20 protein-coding genes are annotated in these 20304 nt (G+C 68.7%); 18 read left to right on the top strand and 2 right to left on the bottom strand.

The window, feature by feature from the left end; all coding sequences use genetic code 11:
- Positions 1–15: 15 nt before the first annotated feature.
- The 13 genes from tsf to JL108_RS04760 all read left to right on the top strand — a co-directional run bounded on the left by tsf (position 16) and on the right by JL108_RS04760 (position 12596).
- The gene (tsf, locus tag JL108_RS04820; protein ID WP_205197324.1) at positions 16–831 is read left to right on the top strand and encodes a translation elongation factor Ts; all 816 of its coding nucleotides are present in this window, start codon (positions 16–18) and stop codon (positions 829–831) included.
- Positions 832–1137: 306 nt separating this feature from the next.
- Entirely contained in the window at positions 1138–2688 is a 1551-nt protein-coding gene (locus tag JL108_RS04815) for a DASS family sodium-coupled anion symporter (protein WP_205197323.1), read from the top strand.
- 114 nt (positions 2689–2802) lie between these two features.
- Complete coding sequence (pyrH, locus tag JL108_RS04810; RefSeq protein ID WP_221933564.1) at positions 2803–3516, top strand: UMP kinase; 714 nt, start codon at positions 2803–2805, stop codon at positions 3514–3516.
- A gap of 66 nt (positions 3517–3582) precedes the next feature.
- Positions 3583–4104: a ribosome recycling factor gene (frr, locus tag JL108_RS04805; RefSeq protein WP_240190674.1), complete on the top strand. Its 522-nt coding sequence runs from the start codon at positions 3583–3585 to the stop codon at positions 4102–4104.
- The gene (locus tag JL108_RS04800) at positions 4094–4933 is read left to right on the top strand and encodes a phosphatidate cytidylyltransferase (protein ID WP_205197322.1); all 840 of its coding nucleotides are present in this window, start codon (positions 4094–4096) and stop codon (positions 4931–4933) included. The genes frr and JL108_RS04800 overlap by 11 nt, the downstream gene beginning before the upstream one ends.
- Positions 4934–4999: 66 nt before the next feature.
- A complete protein-coding gene (locus JL108_RS04795; RefSeq protein ID WP_205197321.1) occupies positions 5000–7459 on the top strand; it encodes a circularly permuted type 2 ATP-grasp protein in 2460 nt (819 codons plus the stop codon).
- Positions 7456–8328 carry a transglutaminase family protein gene (locus JL108_RS19755; protein ID WP_307837192.1) on the top strand — a complete coding sequence of 291 codons (873 nt, stop codon included), beginning with the start codon at positions 7456–7458 and terminating at the stop codon, positions 8326–8328. Before JL108_RS04795 ends, JL108_RS19755 begins: the two co-directional genes overlap by 4 nt.
- A gap of 48 nt (positions 8329–8376) precedes the next feature.
- Positions 8377–9384: a putative zinc-binding metallopeptidase gene (locus tag JL108_RS04785; RefSeq protein WP_205197320.1), complete on the top strand. Its 1008-nt coding sequence runs from the start codon at positions 8377–8379 to the stop codon at positions 9382–9384.
- A 203-nt stretch (positions 9385–9587) separates the two neighbouring features.
- Positions 9588–10715, top strand: coding sequence for a 23S rRNA (adenine(2503)-C(2))-methyltransferase RlmN (rlmN, locus tag JL108_RS04780; protein WP_205197319.1), 1128 nt, complete (start codon positions 9588–9590; stop codon positions 10713–10715).
- Positions 10716–10785: 70 nt separating this feature from the next.
- Positions 10786–11022, top strand: a complete 237-nt coding sequence (locus JL108_RS04775; protein WP_205197318.1) for a hypothetical protein — start codon at positions 10786–10788, stop codon at positions 11020–11022.
- A 122-nt stretch (positions 11023–11144) separates the two neighbouring features.
- On the top strand, positions 11145–11333 hold the full coding sequence (locus JL108_RS04770; RefSeq protein ID WP_205197317.1) for a hypothetical protein: 189 nt from the start codon (positions 11145–11147) through the stop codon (positions 11331–11333).
- Between the two features lie 88 nt (positions 11334–11421).
- Positions 11422–12147 carry an enoyl-CoA hydratase gene (locus JL108_RS04765; RefSeq protein ID WP_205197316.1) on the top strand — a complete coding sequence of 242 codons (726 nt, stop codon included), beginning with the start codon at positions 11422–11424 and terminating at the stop codon, positions 12145–12147.
- Entirely contained in the window at positions 12147–12596 is a 450-nt protein-coding gene (locus JL108_RS04760) for an acyl-CoA synthetase (protein WP_205197315.1), read from the top strand. Before JL108_RS04765 ends, JL108_RS04760 begins: the two co-directional genes overlap by 1 nt.
- Before the next feature lie 317 nt (positions 12597–12913).
- On the opposite strand, the gene JL108_RS04755 is transcribed toward JL108_RS04760, so the two are convergent.
- Positions 12914–13564, bottom strand: a complete 651-nt coding sequence (locus JL108_RS04755) for a response regulator transcription factor (RefSeq protein ID WP_205197314.1) — start codon at positions 13562–13564, stop codon at positions 12914–12916.
- 67 nt (positions 13565–13631) lie between these two features.
- Positions 13632–14801, bottom strand: coding sequence for a sensor histidine kinase (locus JL108_RS04750; RefSeq protein WP_205197313.1), 1170 nt, complete (start codon positions 14799–14801; stop codon positions 13632–13634).
- Between the two features lie 107 nt (positions 14802–14908).
- Here JL108_RS04750 and JL108_RS04745 point away from each other — a divergent pair, with 107 nt between their 5' ends.
- From JL108_RS04745 to ispG, 5 genes are read left to right on the top strand one after another with little or no spacing between them, the layout of a single operon-like run.
- A complete protein-coding gene (locus tag JL108_RS04745; protein WP_143911541.1) occupies positions 14909–15823 on the top strand; it encodes an ATP-binding cassette domain-containing protein in 915 nt (304 codons plus the stop codon).
- Positions 15820–16611 (top strand): ABC transporter permease subunit, encoded by a 792-nt coding sequence (locus JL108_RS04740; protein WP_143911540.1) that lies wholly within the window; start codon positions 15820–15822, stop codon positions 16609–16611. Before JL108_RS04745 ends, JL108_RS04740 begins: the two co-directional genes overlap by 4 nt.
- Positions 16612–16638: 27 nt before the next feature.
- Entirely contained in the window at positions 16639–17847 is a 1209-nt protein-coding gene (gene dxr / locus JL108_RS04735; RefSeq protein WP_205197312.1) for a 1-deoxy-D-xylulose-5-phosphate reductoisomerase, read from the top strand.
- Positions 17844–19139, top strand: coding sequence for an RIP metalloprotease (locus tag JL108_RS04730; protein WP_205197311.1), 1296 nt, complete (start codon positions 17844–17846; stop codon positions 19137–19139). The genes dxr and JL108_RS04730 overlap by 4 nt, the downstream gene beginning before the upstream one ends.
- The gene (gene ispG / locus JL108_RS04725) at positions 19136–20293 is read left to right on the top strand and encodes a flavodoxin-dependent (E)-4-hydroxy-3-methylbut-2-enyl-diphosphate synthase (RefSeq protein ID WP_143911538.1); all 1158 of its coding nucleotides are present in this window, start codon (positions 19136–19138) and stop codon (positions 20291–20293) included. Before JL108_RS04730 ends, ispG begins: the two co-directional genes overlap by 4 nt.
- The last annotated feature ends 11 nt before the right edge of the window (positions 20294–20304 follow it).

Genomic DNA, 20304 nt, shown 5'->3' with positions numbered 1-20304 from the left:
AACGAGACGAAACCCATGGCAATCACTGCTGCCGACGTCAAGAAGCTCCGCGACGCCACCGGCGCGGGCATGATGGACGCGAAGAAGGCCCTCACCGAGGCCGACGGCGACTACGACAAGGCCGTCGAGCTGCTGCGCATCAGCGGCGCGGCCAAGGCCGCCAAGCGTGGCGCTGAGCGTGAGGCTTCGGCCGGTCTGGTCGCGAACTCCGGTGCTGCGATCGTCGAGCTCAACTCCGAGACCGACTTCGTGGCCAAGAACGAGCAGTTCATCGAGCTGGCCGAGCGTCTGGCCGCTGCGGCCGATGCGGCCAAGCCGGCCGACGCCGAGGCGTTCAAGAGCGCGCAGCTCGATGACGGGCAGACCGTCGAGGAGGCGGTGACCTCGCTCGCCGGTGTCATCGGCGAGAAGATCGAGCTCGGTCGCGTCGCTGCCTTCGACGGCAATGTCGCGACCTACATGCACCGTCGTGCGACCGACCTGCCCCCCGCGGTCGGCGTGCTGGTGGAGTTCGAGGGCGACAGCGAGGACGCCGCCCGCGGCGCCGCCATGCAGATCGCCGCGATGCGTCCGCGCTACCTGACCCGCGAGGAGGTGCCGTCCGAGATCGTGGAGAAGGAGCGCGAGATCGCTGAGGCCACCGCCCGCGAGGAGGGCAAGCCCGAGCAGGCGCTGCCCAAGATCATCGAGGGACGCGTCAACGGCTTCTTCAAGGAGACGGTGCTGCTCGACCAGCCCTCGGTGACCGACAACAAGAAGTCGGTCAAGCAGGTCCTCGACGAGGCCGGCGTGGCCATCAAGCGCTTCGCGCACATCGAGGTCGGCGGCTGACGCCTCCACCTCCGCGACAGCGGCCCCCGCAGGAACGTTCCTGCGGGGGCCGCTGCGTTGTGGACCCCTCGAATCCCACCCGGGGCGGTGAGTACGCGTCCGTTCTCGAGAGCCGGCGGTGGGTGAGCGTCGGTCTGCTGCCGGGAATGGACGCTGGTGCACCGCTCGGGTAGGGGTGCCGGAGGACCCGCTCGAGCGATGGCCATCGCGACGACGGAGGCACATCGTGCGTCATGACCGCGACGCTGCGAGCCACGTGGATCGCCCCTACGGTGGTGTGATCACCAGCACAGGGGAGGGGCCGCCATGAGCGACAGTGCACGCCAGACCGAGCACGACGAGCAGGAGGACACCGAGCAGGAGATCGCTCCCGGTGAGCGCGACGAGGCGGTCTCCCAACGGAAGAACTCGATCCGGTGGAGCGGGTTGCTCATCGGCGTGGTCGCCGGCGGCCTGATGTACCTCCTGTTGCCCGGCGACCTGGCGCATGCCGCGAGGACGACGGCCGCCGTCGCCGTGCTGATGGCGATCTGGTGGATGACCGAGGCGATCCCGATCCCGGCCACGGCGCTCGTACCGCTCGTGGTGTTCCCTCTCGTGGTCGGCGATGTCGGTGTCGACGATGTCGGGGCCTCGTACGGCAACAACATCATCTTCCTGTTCATGGGCGGGTTCATGCTCGCGTTGGCCATGCAGCGCTGGAACCTGCACCGGCGGCTCGCACTGTTGACCGTCCGTGCGATGGGCACCAAGCCGACGATGGTGGTGGCGGGCTTCATGATCGCGACGGCGTTCATCAGCCTCTGGGTCTCGAACACCGCGACGGCCGTCATGATGCTGCCGATCGGCATCTCCGTGCTCGTGCTCGTCACCAACCTGGAGAGCGAGGACGAGGACCTCGCCGAGCAGGTCAAGAGCTCGAACTTCGGCACCGCGCTGATGCTCGGCATCGCCTACGCCGCCTCGCTCGGCTCGCTGGGGTCGATCATCAGCACGCCGCCGAACACGTTGCTCGTCGGCTACATGGACTCCAACCACGATGTCCAGATCGGCTTCGCCCAGTGGTTGGCCGTCGGCGGGCCATTGTCGCTGGTCTTCCTGGTGTTCTGCTGGTGGCTGCTGACGAAGGTGCTGTTCAAGCCGGAGATCGATGAGATCCCGGGCGGCCGCGAGATGCTGAGCGACGAGCTGGACAAGCTCGGTCCGATGTCCTCGGGGGAGTGGCGCGTTCTGGCGGTCTTCGTGCTGGCCGCGGTCGGCTGGGTCGCCCTTCCGCTGGTCTTCGACGATCCGCCGCTCGACGACGCGGGTGTCGCGATGGTCGTAGCGCTCCTGTTGTTCATCCTGCCCGCCGGCGCGGCGCGAGGAGTTCGTCTGCTCGACTGGGAGAGCGCCGTGGCATTGCCCTGGGGTGTGCTGTTGCTCTTCGGCGGCGGTCTGGCGCTGTCCGCACAGTTCACCGCCAGCGGTCTCACCGAGTGGATCGGCGAGCAGGCCGGTGGACTCGGCGCCGTCCCGATGGTGCTCGTGGTGCTCATCGTGGCGGCGGGGGTGCTGGCGCTGACGGAGCTGACCAGCAATACGGCGACGGCGGCGACCTTCCTGCCCCTCGCGGGCGGCGTCGCGGTCGGCCTCGGCCTCGATCCGCTGCTGTTGACGATCCCGGTGGCGATCGCCGCGACCTGCGCCTTCATGCTCCCGGTCGCCACGCCTCCCAACGCGATCGCCTTCGGATCGGGCTATGTGACCATCGGGCAGATGATCAAGGGCGGCTTCTGGCTGAACATGTTCGGCATCCTGGCGATCACGCTGACGACGATGACGCTGGCGGTGTGGGTCTTCGGCATCGCCTACTAGTACGGATGATGCGTCGAGGCGTCTCTAGCGACCTCCGCGCACCACGATCGATCCCGCGCCCGCGCGGCCGCCTCCACAGCGCGGGCGGTCGCGTCGGTGCCATCCGATAGGCTCGTGATCATGTCGCGACGCGTTCTCCTCAAGCTCTCCGGTGAGGCCTTCGGTGGCGGAGGCATCGGTATCGACCCCGATGTCGTCGGCGGTATCGCCGGCCAGGTGGCCGAGGCAGTGGCCGAAGGCGTCGAGGTCGCGATCGTCGTCGGCGGTGGCAACTTCTTCCGTGGCGCCGAGCTCAGTCAGCGGGGCATGGAGCGGTCGCGCGCCGACTACATCGGCATGCTCGGCACGGTCATGAACGCCCTCGCATTGCAGGACTTCATCGAGAAGACCGGTATCGAGACCAGGGTGCAGAGCGCCATCCACATGGCGCAGGTCGCCGAGCCGTACATCCCGCGCCGCGCGATCCGGCACCTGGAGAAGGGACGCGTCGTCATCTTCGGTGCCGGCGCCGGTATGCCGTACTTCTCCACCGACACCGTCTCGGCACAGCGCGCCCTCGAGATCAAGGCCGACGCGGTGCTCATGAGCAAGAACGGCGTCGACGGCGTCTACGATGCCGATCCCCGCACCACCCCCGAGGCCCGCAAGTTCGACCACGTCACCTTCGACGAAGCACTCCAGCGCAGCCTCAAGGTCGTCGACGCGGCCGCCTTCGCCCTGTGCATGGAGAACCGTCTGCCGATGCTGGTCTTCGGTATGCACGGCGAGGGCACCATCGCGCGAGCACTGCGCGGTGAGAAGATCGGAACACTCGTCCACGCGGGCTGATCCCCGCCGGACCGACCAAGGAGCAATGACGTGATCGACCAGACCCTGCGCGACGCCGAGTCCAAGATGACCAAGGCCGTCGAGCACACGCGCGAGGAGTTCGCCGCGATCCGCACCGGGCGCGCCCATCCGGCGATGTTCTCGCAGATCACCGCCGAGTACTACGGCACGCCCACGCCGTTGCAGCAGCTCGCCGGATTCCAGGTGCCCGAGGCGCGCACCGTCATCATCAGTCCCTACGACCAGGGAGCCAAGAGCGCCATCGAGAAGGCGATCCGCGACTCCGACCTGGGCGTCAACCCCACCGATGACGGCAAGGTGCTGCGGGTGACGCTGCCCGAGCTCACCGAGGAGCGTCGCAAGGAGTACATCAAGCTCGCCAAGTCCAAGGCCGAGGAGGGACGCGTCGCCGTCCGCGCCGTCCGCCGCGGGGCCAAGCAGGCCTTCGACAAGGCCGAGAAGGACTCCGACATCAGCAAGGACGACAACACCGGCGCGGAGAAGCGTCTCGACGGTCTCACCAAGAAGTACGTCGATCAGATCGACGAGGCGCTCAAGGCCAAGGAAGCAGAGCTCCTTGACGTCTGACTCTCCTCAGCCCAAGCCCAGCCGGGCTGGGCGCAATCTGCCAGCGGCAATCGGCGTCGGGGTCAGCCTCGGCGCCGTCGTCGTGGCATCGTTGTTCTTCGTCAAGGACCTGTTCGTCCTCGTCGTCGCGCTCGCCCTGACCGTGGCTCTGCTCGAGCTGAGCAAGGCGCTGCGCGCCGCGCGGATCACCGTGCCCGTCCTGCCGGTGCTCGTGGGCGGGCTGGTCATGCTCGGGGTCGCCTATTTCGACGACATGGAGACCGCCGCGGCCGTCATGGCCCTCTCGGTCCTGGCGACACTGGTGGTCCGGCTGCCGCGCGGTGCCGAGGGCTTCGTGCGCGACAGCACGGCGGGCGTCTTCTGTCTCGCCTATCTGTTCCTCATGGGCTCCTTCGTCGTGCGCATGCTCGACAATCCGGACGGAGCCTGGCGGATCGTCGCCTTCGTCGTCGCCACGATCGCCTCCGATATCGGCGGGTACGCCGCCGGCGTGCTGTTCGGCAAGCACCCGATGGCTCCCACGATCTCCCCGAAGAAGTCCTGGGAGGGCTTCGCCGGTTCGATGATCACCGGAGTCGTGCTGTCGACCCTGGTCGTCGTCTACGGTCTCGACGGCGAGGTCTGGGTCGGCGTGCTGCTCGGCGCCGCGGCGGTCGTCATGGCGACCGTGGGCGACCTGTGCGAGTCGCTCATCAAGCGCGATATCGGGATCAAGGACATGGGCAATATCCTGCCCGGGCACGGTGGCCTGATGGACCGGCTCGACTCGCTGATCGCCGTCGCGCCGGTGGCCTATCTGGTGCTCTACCTGCTCGTTCCGGTGGCCTGAGAGCCGCTGTGAGCAGATGACGGTGGACGGCGTGGACCGGGCTGACGCCGGCGACGGATGCGCCGGATGAACGGCCTGCGCGATTATGTCGCCACGCGCGGAGCTCTGTCCCTGCTCGCCCTCGACTCGGTATCGAGCGGCTACGACGAGCTGGTGGCCGAGGACGGTGCGCCCCGTGCGGCCTGGCGGCGGCTGCTCGCCGGGCACGAGCCGGATCTCGTCGACCTGCGTCGCGTCGATGCGGAGATCGAGCGCATGCTCTCTGATGACGGCGTCGTCTACGCTCCGCCGGGACAGCGACAGCACCAGTGGCGGCTCGATCCGGTCCCGCTGGTGGTCGATGCGGCCGAGTGGGCGGACCTGGAGAAGGGGCTCGCCCAGCGCGCGGAGCTGTTGAATGCCATCGTCGCCGACCTGTACGCCGAACGCACGGTGCTGAGCCAGGGTCTACTGCCGCCCGAGATCGCGTTCGCCCATCGCGGCTTCGTGCGGTCGCTGGCCCGGCCCGGCCAGAACGATCCGGCGCCGGTGACGATCACCGCGGCCGATCTCTCGAGGGCCGAGACCGGTGAATGGCTCGTGACGGCCGACCGCGTGCAGGCGCCGTCCGGTATCGGTTTCGCGATGGAGAACCGGCGGGTCCTCTCCCGGGTCCTGCCCCAGTTGCACCGCGAGGCCGCCGCCCATCGGCTCGCACCGTTCTTCCAGGCACTGCGTTCGGCGATCCTGCAGGCCGCGCCGGACGGCATCGAGTCGCCGCGCGCGGTGGTGCTCTCACCGGGGCCGATGTCCGAGACCGTCTACGACCAGGCCTCCATCGCGGCAAGCATGGGCTTCCCGCTCGTCGAGGCCGCTGACCTGACCGTGTCATCGGGATGTCTGTGGTTGCGTTCCCTGGACGGACTGCAACGTGTCGACGTGGTCGTGCGCCGCGTCGACGCGGCCTGGAGCGACCCCCTCGAGCTGCGGGGAGACTCGCGCCTGGGCGTGCCAGGGTTGTCAGAGGCCGTTCGCCGTGGCAACGTCCGTCTGGTCAACTCCCTGGGCGCCGGGGTCGCGGAGAACCCCGGACTGATGCCCTTCCTGCCGGACCTGTGCGAGGAGTTGCTCGGCGAGCCGTTGCGGCTCTCGTCGGTCGGCACTCACTGGGGCGGCGCCCCGGGTGGCCGCGATCTGCTCATCGACCGGATGAGCGAGCTGCGGATGACCACACTCGACGGAAGGGGCGTCCCCTCGGATGCGGCCCAACTGCGTCGGCGCATCGAGACCGAGCCCTGGCGGTGGGTCGGGCAGGATGCCCTGCACGCCTCGTCCATGCCGGCGCTGGAGGGCGATCGGCTGACACCGCACACGGTGCGGTGGCGGACCTTCACGATGCGGCACGGCGCCTCCTACCGACCGATGGCCGGCGGCCTGGCCACCGCGCGCAGCACGGTGGGGGAGCAGCAGGTGAGCAAGGATGTCTGGGTCGTGAAACAGGATCCGGCCGATCCCGACCAGGGATTGTCCGAGCTCATGCCCGTCACCGCGCTCCGGACGCCGGCGACGCTGCCGCCGCGAGCGCGGGGAGACATGTACTGGATGGGCCGCTATGTCGTCCGGATTGAGGACACGCTGCGGCTCTGGCTGCCCTGCCACGCACTGGCCATCGACTTCCATCACCGACCCGGCTCGCCGGGGGGCGAGGCACTGGCCGTGCTGCGAACGGCCTTGCGCCGGCTCATGTCGGCATCCGATGCCGTCGTCGACGCCGATGATCTGCGCACCGCGCTGAGCGATGCGGGCCGTCCCGGCTCGGTGGCCCAGTCCGTCGAGCAGCTGACTCTGATCGCGCAGAGCCTCCGCGATCAGGTCTCACCCGATCTGTTCCGGGTGACCGGCGCCCTCGCTCGCGCCCTCGACGCCTCGCGCGAGAGGGCGAGCGACACGCACCTCGGAGAGGACGCCGAGACGATGCTGACCGGGGTGCTCGCCCTGAACGGGGTGAGCGAGAACATGGTGCGAGATGCGGCGTGGCGTGTCCATGAGATCGGCCGCACGATCGAACGCGCGTCACAGCTGACGCAGCTGTTGGAGCCGGCTCTGGGCCGTCGGCGCGGGCCCGAGATCGATCGCGAGGTGTTCGACGCGGTGCTTCAGGTCACCGAGAGCGCTGTGACGCATCGGCGCCGTTACCGCGGTTACGTACGCGTGGCCAATGTCGTCGACCTGCTGGTACTCGACGCGGAGAATCCACGCTCGCTGCGTTTCTCCCTCGAGCGGATCCAGCAGCATCTGTCGGCGCTGCCGGCGTCCTCGGGATCGACTCGGCCCGAGCGTCTCGTCGACGATCTGCTGGCCCTGTTGAGCGACACCGATCTGGCGCACCTCGTGGTGATCGAGGGGGAGTACCGGCCGCGCTTGCGTGAGCTGCTGGTCACGGTGCGGAGCCAGCTGTGGTCGCTGTCGGAAGCCATCGAGAACGTCCATCTCGCCTCCGGCCCGCGGCAGCGGCCGATCGAGCTTCCGCTGGTGATCGAGCCGTGACCCGCTACCAGGTGCAGCATCGGACCTCCTACTCCTATGACGCCCTCGTGACCAGCAGCTACGGCGTGGCGTGGGTGATGCCACGCCGGATGCCCGGTCAGGAGGTCGCCGATGCGACCGTGGCGGTACTGCCTGAGCCCGAGGATCTGGGGATCTCATCGGACTACTACGGCAACGAGGTCCGCTACTTCCACGTCACCTCGTCGCACACCGAGCTGGTGGTCGACGCGCACAGCGTGGTCGACGTCGCGACGGTGGAGCCCCCTCGAGCCCTGCTGGACCGTGCGTGGGAGACGTGCCGCCCGCTCGGCAGCGCCGAACCCCGGGCCTGGCGCGCGGTCGACTTCGCGCTCGAGTCGCCGCTCGTGGAGCACCCCGACTCAGCACGCGAGTACGCCGCGGCCACGTTGTCGCCAGAGCGGCCGGTCGGGGAGGCGGTGAGCGAGCTCGTCCACCGCATCCACGCGGACTTCGCCTACCGTCCCGGCGTGACATCGGTGACCTCGACGGTCGACGAGGTGTTCGCCGCGCAGGCCGGAGTATGCCAGGACTTCACCCATCTGCTCCTCTCCTGTCTGCGTTCACACGGGCTGGCGGCGCGTTATGTGAGCGGCTACCTCGCCACGACACCCCCACCGGGCAGGGACCGCCTCGTCGGCGCGGATGCCTCGCATGCGTGGGCGGCCGTGTGGCTGGGAGACGATCACTGGCTGGCGGTCGATCCCACCAACGACACCCGTGTCGACGATCGTTACGTCACCGTGGCCTGGGGACGGGACTACGGTGACGTCCCGCCGGTCAAGGGCACCGTGTTCACCACGGCGTTCTCCTCCGAACTGAGCGTGTACGTGGACGTCCAGGCCGTTTGAGCCCGCCCGCGGCGTGCGGAGCGGGCAGCGCCCCACCAGACTGGGCCTGTGCGTGCCTTCACCTGTCGGGTCTGCGACAGCGCCCTGTATTTCGAGAACTCCGTCTGCGTCACCTGCGGCAGTCAGCTCGGCTTCTCGCGAGCCGAACGTGCCATCGTCCCGCTCAGCGCCGACGACGGCACGTACACCGACGCGTCGGGACTGCGGTGGACCCGTTGCGCCAACCTGGGATTATCCGGTTGCACGTGGCTCACGGAGGATCCGGAGGGCCTGTGCTTCAGCTGTTCGCTGACGCGCATCCGGCCCAATGACGCCGATCTCGCGGGGCTCAGCGCCTTCGGGATCGCCGAGCAGGCCAAACGGCGTCTCATCGTGGAGCTCGACGATCTGGGACTCCCGATCATCCCTCGCCAGGCCGATCCCGAGAACGGACTGGCCTTCGATCTGCTATCCAGCACGAATGAGGAGGTCACGATCGGTCACGCTGACGGTGTCATCACGATCGACCTGGCTGAGGGGAACGATGCCTACCGCGAGCGACTGCGGGAGCAGCTCGATGAGCCGTACCGGACGATGCTCGGACACTTCCGCCACGAGATCGGGCACTACTACGAGCCCATCCTGATCGACGACGACGAGTTGCGTGCCCGCTATCGAGAGCTGTTCGGGGATGAGCGCGCCGACTACCAGGCGGAGATCGACCGGCACTACGCGCAGGGCCCCCCGGAGGACTGGCCCGAGCGCTACATCAGCGCCTACGCGACGATGCATCCCTTCGAGGACTTCGCCGAGACCTTCGCGCACGTGCTGCACATCACCGACTCGGTCGACACGGCCAGCGCCTACGGGCTCGTCACGGTCGATCCCTCGGCGTTCACGGTCTTCCGCGACCTCGTGACGGGCGTCTGGATCCCGCTGAGCACAGCGCTGAACCAGATCAATCAATCCATGGGCAAGGAGCCGCTGTATCCCTTCGTCCTCGCGCCGGGGGTGCTCGACAAGCTGGAGTTCGTGGCCTCGCTCATCGGCCGTCAGCGCGCGATCGCCGCGGGATAGCTCGTCAACCTCACCTCGCGGGTGGCGGTACGTCGTCAACCTCACCTCGCGGATGGCGGTACGTCGTCAACCTCACCGGCTCACGATGAGGTTGACGCCGTACCGCCCAGGGTGCGGAAGGGTTGATGGTCTACCGCCCAGCGCCGGCGACGACCGCTCGTCAGGATTCGTCCGCACCTGGTCCCGTCTGGGACACTGGGGACATGACCGAGCCGACCCGTGCGCTGCCGCTCGTGCTGACGCCGCCGAAGGGCCGTGGCAAGCCGCCCCGTCACCTCGCCGACCTCGATGCCGCCGAACGCAAGGCCGCCGCCGACGATCTGGGGGAGCCGGCGTTCCGCGTCAAGCAGGTCGCCCACCACTATTTCTCCCGCCTCGAACGAGACTCGGCCAAGATGACGGATCTCCCTGCAGCCAGTCGCGACCGGATCGCCGGGGCCTTGCTGCCCGATCTGCTCGACCAGGTCCGGGTGATGGAGGCCGACGGCGGAACCACCCGCAAGACCCTCTGGCGGCTGTTCGACGGATCACTCGTCGAGTCGGTGCTCATGCGGTACCCGGATCGTGCCACCATCTGCGTGTCCAGCCAGGCCGGCTGCGGCATGGCATGTCCGTTCTGTGCCACGGGCCAGGGCGGATTGCAGCGCAATATGAGCACCGCCGAGATCATCGATCAGGTCGTCGACGGTGCCGCGGCGATGGCGAACGGCCTCGTTCCCGGAGGTCCGGGACGGCTGTCCAATGTCGTCTTCATGGGCATGGGCGAGCCGATGGCGAACTACAAGGCGGTCATCGGCGCGGTTCGCCGCATGGTCGCTCCGGCGCCGGATGGGCTCGGACTCTCCGCACGCAATATCACCGTCAGCACGGTGGGCCTGGTGCCGCGGATGAAGCAGTTGGCCACCGAGGGCATCCCGGTCACGCTCGCGCTCTCCCTGCACGCGCCCGATGACGAGCTGCGCAACGAGCTCGTCCCGATCAACACGCGCTTCTCGGTCGCCGAGGTCGTCGAAGCCGCGTGGGAGTACGCCAAGGTCACCAAGCGCCGGGTCTCCATCGAGTACGCGATGATGCGCGACATCAACGACCAGGCCTGGCGAGCCGACATGCTCGCCGATGTCCTCAGCTCCTATGGCGACTGGGGCTGGGTGCACGTCAACCTCATCCCGCTCAACCCCACGCCGGGCTCGAAGTGGACCGCCTCGCGGCCCGAGGATGAGCGTGAGTTCGTGCGTCGGCTGGTTGCCAAGGGCATCCCCACCACAGTGCGCGACACCCGCGGCTCCGATATCGACGGTGCCTGCGGACAGCTCGCCGCCGCCGACGCCTGAGAGCTGGAGGGAGATCGGGCACATGCGCTGGAGCCGGTCCTTTCTGTCGGCATAGGGGTAATATCGGGATATGACCGTTCCGGCCGAAGTTCTCGACGCGGTTCTCGGCTTGCCCGAGGACGTGCAGGATGAACTCGTGCGCGAGCTTGCGGTTCGACGCCAAGAAGGTGGTCTACCGTCCTATTCCGCATGGGACGACGAGATCGCGATTCGGGTGGACGAGCTGGTGAGCGGTCGCATCGACACGGTTCCGATGTCGCAGGTCAAGGCCGATCTGGCCGCGAATCGGGCCGCTCGAGACGAGTGAAGCTCGACCCAGGGTTCCATCCGGCGGCCCGTTCGGAGCTCATCGCGGAAGTGATGCACCTCAATGACGAACGTCCTGGGCTCGGTGACGAGTTTGCGCGGGCACTTGACACAGTGATCGAGATGATCGCGATGTGGCCGCACGCGGGAGCACTCTGGTCCGATCCGGCGTCGAGCGTCGAAGTGCGGTCTCTCGGTGTCGGACGTTTTCCGTTCCGGGTCTTCTACGTCAACAGGGGTACGCCGTTCACGGTGATCGCGATCGCGCATGCGGCCCGCGAACCTGGTTACTGGGTGACTCGTGCGCACTGAATGCTCCCGACTTCCTCGCCGCCGGTGAGCGTCACCCCGGAACCGAGGCCCTCGCCGTGGACATGACGCCGCTCGCTACGGTGTGGGCATGACGATGATCGAGGTCACGACGCACGAACGCGTCACCGTGCTGACGCTCCAGCGCCCCGAGCGGCGTAATGCCCTGAACCTGGACCTGTGTCGCGAGCTCGACGCAGCCGCGCGGGCCGCGGTCGAGGCCGGCGCCCGCGTGCTCGTGGTGACGGGGGAGGGGACGGCCTTCTGCGCCGGTGCCGACCTCACGGGGGTCTACGGCGATGAGTTCATCGAGGCGCTCTACGGCATGTTGCACGGCCTGACCCGCCTGCCGGTGCCGATCATCGCTGCCGTCAACGGGCCTGCCATCGGCGCGGGCACCCAGCTCGCGATCGCCTGCGATCTGCGGGTCGCCGACGACACCGCGCGCTTCGCCGTGCCGACCGCGAAGAACGGCATGGCGGTCGACGCCTGGACGATCCGGACCCTGGGCAAGCTCGCCGGCATGGGCCCGGCCCGCCGGATGATGCTCGCCGCCGAGACGATCGAGCGGGATGAGGCGCTGTCCTGCGGCCTCGCCGATCGCACCGGCACCCTCGACGATGCGGTCGCGTGGGCGCAGGAGATCGCCGAGCTCGCGCCGCTGACCGTCGCGTACAACAAGCTGGTCCTCAACGGCTCGCGCGCGGACGACGAGCGCATCGAGACCGAGTTCGCTCGTGTCTGGGCGAGTGAGGACGTGCGTGAGGCGGCGCTGGCCCGTACCGAGAAGCGCGCCCCCGTCTTCGAGGGACGCTGATGCACAGCCTCGCCTTCCGAGCACTCGACCGTCACGTGGTCGACGGACGGGCCGACGATCCCGCCCTCGTCACCGCCGAGGGGAGCTGGTCCTTCGCGCAGCTGCTCCACGAATCGGCCTCGCTCGCGGGCGGACTGCGCGAATTGGGTGTCGTCGCCGGCACTCCGCTGGATATCGCCGTCACCGTGGAACGGCCACGAGTCGTCTCGGTGCTCGCGGTAGTGCGGCTGGGCGCCGAGCCGGACTCCGGGGCCCGGTATCGCATCGGCGGCGAGCCGCTCACCGTGACGACGCCGGACGAGAGCTTCGACTACGACCTGGTGCTGAGGGCCGGTCGTGTCGATCCGGCGACCGCCCTCGCACGCGATGCCGAGGGTTACGCCGATCGCCTGCTGGAACGCTACGGCGATCTGCTCGAGCCCCTCATCGCCGGACGCGCGCTCACCTGAGCCGCTGCTCGGTCGGCCGGCGCTACGGGCGGTGGGTGGCCGAGGCCGACGGAGGATGTGCCTCTGCGGCGGCTCTAGCAACCACCGAAACACATCCTCCGTCCCGGCCCGACGGAGGATGTGCCTCCGCGGCGGCTGTGGCAACCGCCGATGCTCATCCTCCGTCGAGGCTCAGGCCCCGATCGGCCGTGGAGATCTGGTCAGTGCGGATCGCTGGTTGCCGGCGCGCCGCGATCGCGCTCGCCTGCTCGTCGGTGGATGATCACCCACCTTCGCTCCGCGGGTGGGTGATGGCTCACCGCCCGGGCGGGAGTGGGTCAGCTGAGGCCGGCGTCGTGCATGCGGATCGCCACCTGCACCCGATTGCTCACACCGAGCTTGGCGAACACATGACCGAGGTGCACCTTCACGGTCGCGACGCTCATGAACAGCTCCTTGGCGATGTCGGCATTCGATGCGCCCCGCGCCACCGCCAGCGCCACCTCCCGCTCCCGCTCGGTCAGCGCCTCGACCGCCGCGCGCTCGGCCGCGGTGGTGCCGTTGGACGCGACATGGCGGATGAGCTGGCCGGTGACGCTGGGCGAGAGGATCGGATCGCCGGCCGCGACCGTGCGGACCGCGTCGACGATCCGCGGCGGCGGAGTGTCCTTCAGCAGGAAGCCACTGGCTCCCGCCGCGAGCGCGCGCACCACATGGTCGTCGGTGTCGAAGGTCGTCAGCACGATGATGTGGGGTGTCGACGGCCGCTGCAGGATCCGCTCGGTCGCCGTGAGCCCGTCCATCACCGGCATCCGGATGTCCATGAGCACGACATCGACCGGGGTCGCGTCCAGGCAGCGTAGTGCCTCGCTGCCGTCGCCCGCCTCGCCGACCACCTCGAGATCGGGTGCGCCGCCGAGCACCATCGCCAGTCCGGTGCGCACCAGCGGATCATCGTCGACCAGGAGGACACGGATGCGCTCGCTCATAGGTCCCCTTGTAAGAAGACGTGCGGGATCGTCGTCGACGGGAGTGCTGCCCGGCGCTCGCGTGGCATCATGCGGGCCACGGTAGCCGGGCGACGACCTCGAAGCGCTGACCGGCGGTGATGCTGTGCTCCAGCGTCCCGCCGGCGAGGCGTACCCGCTCGGCCAGACCCACGAGCCCCAGACCGGCACCCGGCGTGGCCGAGACCGCCGGCGACCCGATGGGGAGGGGATTGCTGACCGTGACGCTCAACGCATCGCCGGGTACGCCGACGAGGGTGACGGTGACGGTCGTGTCCGGGGCGTGCTTGCTGGCATTGGTCAACGACTCCTGCACGATGCGGTACGAGGTCCTGCCGATCGAGTCGGGCACGGAGGGCAGATCGGCCTCACATCGCTCCGCGATATGCATGCCGCTCGCCCGGGCCTCATCGAGGAGCTCGGGGATGTCGCGGGCCGCGGGCTGCGGGCGCTCGGTCGTGTCATCGGTCGCCTCGTCGCGAAGGACCCCGAGCACCTGCCGCAGTTCGATGAGCGCCTGATGGGAGCTGGCCTGGATGATCTCCGCGCTATGCCGCACATCGGCCGGGGGAAGGTCGTCGCGGAAGGCGAGCGCGCCGGCGTGCAGCGAGACCATCGAGATCCGGTGCGCCAGCACGTCGTGCATCTCCCGGGCGATACGGGCACGCTCGGCGGTGCGCGCTTGTGCCACACGAGCCGCCTGCTCGGACTCGGCGGTCTCGGCACGTTCCACGAGCGTCCGCATCAACTCGCGTCGTGAGCCGACGTACATGCCCCAGGCGATCGCGAGAGCGGTGAAGGCGGTGTTGAGCGCCAGGTCCAGCAGCGCCTCGGCACGGGTCTCGGTCATGTCGCTGACGATGCTGAGGGCCATGCCGGCCACGATCATGCCGACACCCACGGGGATGATCTCGCGCCACCGGCGGCGGGTGGCCACCGAGACGAGGGCGAGCATCGACGGACCGCTCAAACTCAAGAAGAAGACCGAGCCGAGGGCGATCAGCAGGGCGATCGTCACCGGGAACCGGCGGCGCCAGTGCAGCAGCACCAGGGACGCCACCCCGACGGCGATATCCAGGGGCAGCGACCAGGTCGACAGCGGGAAGGTCGGGTCGGCGACCTGCGCGATGATGACGACGGCGCTGATCGCGATCACCAGCGCGTAACGCCAGGCCTCGCCCCACAGGGTCAGGGGAGCAGGAGCTGGTCGTGGGGGCACCTTCTCAGCCTACGGTTCCGATCGTCTGGACCCTCTACGACTCTCGGCCAGAAGTCGTAGACCGTTGGTGCGATGTGCTCGCCGGGAGATTCGGACAGGATGGAGCCATGATCACGGTTGAGAACCTGACGAAGACCTACGGGCAGTACCGCGCCGTGGACGACGTCTCCTTCGTGTGCCGACCAGGACAGGTCACCGGCTTCCTCGGCCCGAACGGGGCCGGCAAGTCCACGACGATGCGCATCATCGCCGGACTGACCCCTGCCGACTCGGGGAGCACGACGATCGGTGGCGTCCGCTATCACGACATCCCCAACCCCGGGACCCAGGTGGGCGTGCTGTTGGACGCCTCGGCTCAGCACGGAGGACGTACCGGCCGCGAGGTCCTGACCGTCGGTGCGCGCACGATGGGCCTGCCCTCCTCGCGGGTCGACGAGATGCTGGAGCTGGTGAGCCTCAGCGCCTCGGAGTCCAAGCGACGGCTGCGCGACTACTCCCTCGGCATGCGGCAGCGCCTGGGCATCGCCCACGCCCTGCTCGGGGACCCCAAGATCCTCATCCTCGACGAGCCCGCCAACGGCCTGGACCCGGCCGGCATCCACTGGATGCGCACGCTGCTGCGTACCTACGCCGATCGCGGCGGCACCGTGCTCCTCTCCTCGCACCTCCTGCACGAGGTCGAGATCATCGCCGACGAGCTCATCGTCATCGGGCGAGGGCGGATCGTCGCCGAGGGCACCAAGGAGGAGCTCCTGCACGCGGCCGGCACCTACGTCAAGGCGGTGCCGGAGCACACCGAGCAGCTCCGCTCGGCTCTCGATGCCGCCGGAATCGCCGTCGTCGTCGGTGAGGACGGACTGCAGACGGATGCATCCGCCGACGAGGTCGGACGCGCCGCGGCGGCCGCCCAGGTGGCACTCGCCGAACTCCGCCGGGCCGACGGCGCCGGCCTCGAAGACATGTTCCTCTCGCTCACGTCGGACACCCAGCGCGAGCAGCCCACGACGGGAGTCCAGTCATGACCCAGCCAGCCGTCACCATCGACACTCAGCGTCCCGGCATCCCGTTCGCGCGGTTGAGCCTCGTCGAGTTCCGCAAGTCCTTCGACACCCGCGCCGGCCGCTGGTTCACGATCTCGATCCTCATCCTCGCCTTCGCGGCGATGCTGATCCAGACCTTCCTCGTCCCCGCGGGAGCGGCGCAGGATCTCAACGACATGGCCCTCGTGCAGAACTCGTTGCTCGGCATCTTCGTGGCCATCATCCCGATCCTGCTCGTCACCCAGGAATGGGGACAGCGGACGGCCCTCGTGACCTTCAGCCTGGAGCCGCGCCGTGGTCGGGTCGTGCTCGCCAAACTGGTCGCCTCGGCACTCGTGGTGCTCGGCGTCCTGGTCATCTCGGTACTGATCGCGCTGCTCGGCACCGCCCTCGCCGGTGGCCTGCGCGGGATCGAGGTGGACTGGAACCTCAGCGCGCAGATGCTGCGCAATATCTTCATCGGCAACGCGATCGCGACGCTGCTGGGCTTCGGCATCGCCCTGCTGCTGATGAACACCCCGGCCGCGATCGTGACGTACTTCGTCTACATGTTCGTGGTGCCGACGGTGCTCAATGTCGCGGGAGCCTTCCTGGACTGGTTCGCCGACATCGTCCCGTGGATCGACTTCGCCTCGGCGCAGGAGCCGCTGCTGGACTCCGGCGGCATGTCCGGTGAGGAATGGGCGCAGCTGGCCACCTCGTCTCTGCTCTGGGTGGGGGTCCCCCTCGCCTTCGGCATCTGGAGGTGGCTGCGCACCGAGGTCAAGTAGTCGGGTGCGGGTGCGAGAATGGGCGGCATGCGTCGAACGCGTGTCGCCCTTCTCGGTTCCACCGGCTCCATCGGCACCCAGGCACTCGAGGTCATCGCGGAGAATCGTGATCGCTTCGAGGTCGTCGCGCTCGCCGCGGGGGGCAGCGATCCGGCGCTGCTGGCGCGCCAGGCGCTCGCCTTCGACGTGCCGCTGGTCGCCGTCGCCCGGGGGAGCGCGGCCGAGGACGTACAGCTCGCCCTCTACGCCGAGGCCCAGCGCCGTGGCTGGTCGTCGGGGGACCTACGGATCCCGCGGCTGCTCGTGGGACCGGATGCCGCCACCGAGGCCGCCCGCTCGGAGTGCGAGGTCGTCCTCAACGGCATGACCGGTGCGGTGGGGCTGCGCCCCACGCTCGCGGCGCTCGAGGCCGGGCGCACGCTCGCACTGGCCAACAAGGAATCGCTCATCATCGGCGGTCCGCTGGTCAAGGATCTGGCCGCGCCCGGTCAGCTGGTACCGGTCGACTCCGAGCACTCAGCGCTCGCCCAGGCCTTGCGGGGAGAGCGGATCGAGGACGTCCGACGTCTGCTGGTGACGGCCAGCGGCGGCCCCTTCCGTGGCCGCAGCCGTGCCGAGCTGGCCGACGTCACGCCCGAGCAGGCGATGGCCCACCCCACCTGGGATATGGGTCCCGTCATCACGATCAACTCCGCGACCCTGGTCAACAAGGGACTCGAGGTCATCGAGGCGCATCTGCTCTTCGACATCGGCTTCGATCGCATCGATGTCGTGGTGCACCCGTCCTCGGTGGTCCACTCGATGGTGGAGTTCGTCGACGGATCGACGATGGTGCAGGCCTCGCCTCCGGACATGCGCCTGCCGATCGCGTTGGGACTGGCCTGGCCCGAGCGGCTGCCGGGAGCGGCTGCACCGTGTGACTGGACACAGCCGGTCTCCTGGGAGTTCTTCCCGCTCGACGAGGAGGCCTTCCCCGCCGTCTCGCTGGCTCGCCGCGCCGGCGAGTTCGGTCGCACCGCGCCCGCGGTCCTCAACGCGGCCAACGAGGTCTGCGTCGACGCCTTCGTCGCCGGGCACTTGGACTTCCTCGGCATCGTTGACACTGTGGGCGAGGTGCTCGGGGAGCATCTGTCCGATCCGGACACGGCCCACGACGATGTGACGCTCGAGCGCGTGCTCGCCGCTGACACGGCGGCCCGCGAGCGGGCGACGGACCTGGTGGAGCGACGACGATGACCGCAGTGATCTTCACGCTCGGCGTGGTGGTGTTCCTCCTCGGAGTGGCCGCCTCCATCGCCCTGCACGAGCTGGGTCACATGTGGCCCGCCAAGAAGTTCGGCGTGAAGGTCACCCAGTTCTTCGTCGGCTTCGGCCGCACCGTCTGGTCCTTCAGGCGAGGGGAGACCGAGTACGGCCTCAAGGCCGTCCCGCTCGGCGGATACGTCAAGCTCGTCGGCATGCTCCCGCCGGAGAAGGGCGACCCCGACCACGCCCGCACCTCCAACACGGGCCTGTTCACCCAGCTGGCCCGCGACGCCCGGGAGCTGGAGTACGAGACCGTCACCGTCGAGGACCAGGACCGCCTGTTCTACCGGCGGCCGTGGTGGCAGAAGGTCACCGTGATGGCGGGCGGTCCCACGGTCAACCTGCTCATCGCCGTGGTGCTGTTCTCGATCTCGTTCATGGGCTTCGGGGTGGCCGTTCCCACCACCACGGTGGCGCAGGTCTCCGACTGTGCCATCACGGACGCCGAGGCGGGCCGGGCGTGCACCGACCAGGACCCGGTCACCCCAGCCAAGCTCGCCGGCTTCGAGCCGGGAGACGAGATCACCTCGTTCAACGGCGAACCGATCACCTCCTGGGACCAACTGAGCACCAGCATCCGGGCCAATGGCGACCAGGAGGCGCAGATCGGCTTCCTGCGAGACGGCACCGAGAGCACGGTCTCCGTCCGCACATCGGTGCTGGCCCGGGCCGCGCTCGACGATCCGGGCAAGGTGGAGGATGTCGGCTTCCTCGGCGTGGTCCCTTTGCAGACGGTCGAGCGACAGGGGCCGGGCTTCGTCATCGAGGAGACCGGTCGCGTCATCGGCCTGACGGCGCGTGCCGTGGTCAACCTGCCGGTGCGCATGGTCGATGTCGTCCAGGCCGCCTTCGGTGCTGAACGAGGCCAGGACACGCCGATCAGCATCGTCGGTGCCAGCCGGGTGGCGGGCGAACTCGTCACCACCGACCAGCCGACCCTCGCGGTTGCCGCGCAACGGCTCATCATGCTGCTCGCCGGGCTCAATCTCTTCCTCTGGCTGTTCAACCTGATCCCGCTGCTCCCGCTCGACGGCGGACACATCGCCGGTGCCCTGTGGGAGGCGATCCGCAGGGGCTGGGCGCGCCTGCGCGGACGCCCCGATCCGGGCTATGTGGACGTCGCCAAGATGCTGCCCGTGGCCTACGCGGTTGGCTCGCTCCTTATCATCATGGGTGTGGTCCTGATCTTCGCTGACATCGTCAATCCGGTGAGGCTGTCATGACGAGTACTCCCGTCTCCCTGGGCATGCCCGAGGCTCCCGCGCCCGTGCTCGCCCCCCGCCGAGCGTCGCGCAAGATCAACGTCGGCACCGTCGAAGTGGGCGGCGACGCCCCGATCTCGGTGCAGTCGATGACCACCACGCTGACCTCCGACGTCAACTCGACGCTCCAGCAGATCGCCGAGCTCACGGCCGCCGGCTGCGACATCGTCCGCGTGGCGTGCCCGAGCCAGGACGATGCCGAGGCGCTGCCCGCGATCGCTCGCAAGTCGCAGATCCCGGTCATCGCCGATATCCACTTCCAGCCCAAGTATGTGTTCGCGGCGATCGACGCCGGGTGTGCCGCCGTGCGCGTCAACCCGGGCAACATCCGCAAGTTCGATGATCAGGTCGGCGCCATCGCCAAAGCCGCCTCCGATGCCGGTGTCTCCCTGCGCATCGGGGTGAACGCCGGGTCCCTCGACAAGCGCTTGCTGGAGAAGTACGGCAAGGCCACGCCCGAGGCCCTCGTCGAGTCCGCGGTGTGGGAGGCCTCGCTGTTCGAGGAGCACGACTTCCACGACTTCAAGATCTCGGTCAAGCACAACGACCCGGTCGTCATGGTCAAGGCCTATGAGCTGCTCGCCGAACGGGGCGACTGGCCGCTACATCTGGGCGTCACCGAGGCCGGTCCGGCCTTCCAGGGCACGATCAAGAGCGCGACGGCGTTCGGCGCGCTGCTCAGCAAGGGCATCGGCGACACCATCCGCGTCTCGTTGTCCGCACCGCCGGTCGAGGAGGTCAAGGTCGGACTGCAGATCCTGGAGTCCCTGAACCTGCGGCCGCGCCGGCTGGAGATCGTCTCGTGCCCGTCGTGCGGACGAGCCCAGGTCGACGTCTACAAGCTCGCCGACGAGGTCACCGCCGGTCTCGACGGACTCGAGGTGCCGCTGCGCGTGGCTGTCATGGGCTGTGTCGTCAACGGTCCGGGCGAGGCGCGAGAAGCCGATCTCGGCGTCGCCTCCGGCAACGGCAAGGGCCAGATCTTCGTCAAGGGCGAGGTCATCAAGACCGTGCCGGAGAGCAAGATCGTCGAGACCCTCATCGAGGAGGCCATGCGTATCGCCGAGGGCATGGAGCCCGAGGACGGCGCCGCGGCCGCCGTCACGGTGAGCTGACACCTTCGCGC

This window comes from Aeromicrobium sp. YIM 150415 (assembly GCF_016918125.1).
Lineage (GTDB): Bacteria > Actinomycetota > Actinomycetes > Propionibacteriales > Nocardioidaceae > Aeromicrobium > Aeromicrobium piscarium.
The sequence above is the reverse complement of the archived record's forward strand: the minus strand, read 5'-3'. Positions and strand labels throughout refer to the sequence as shown.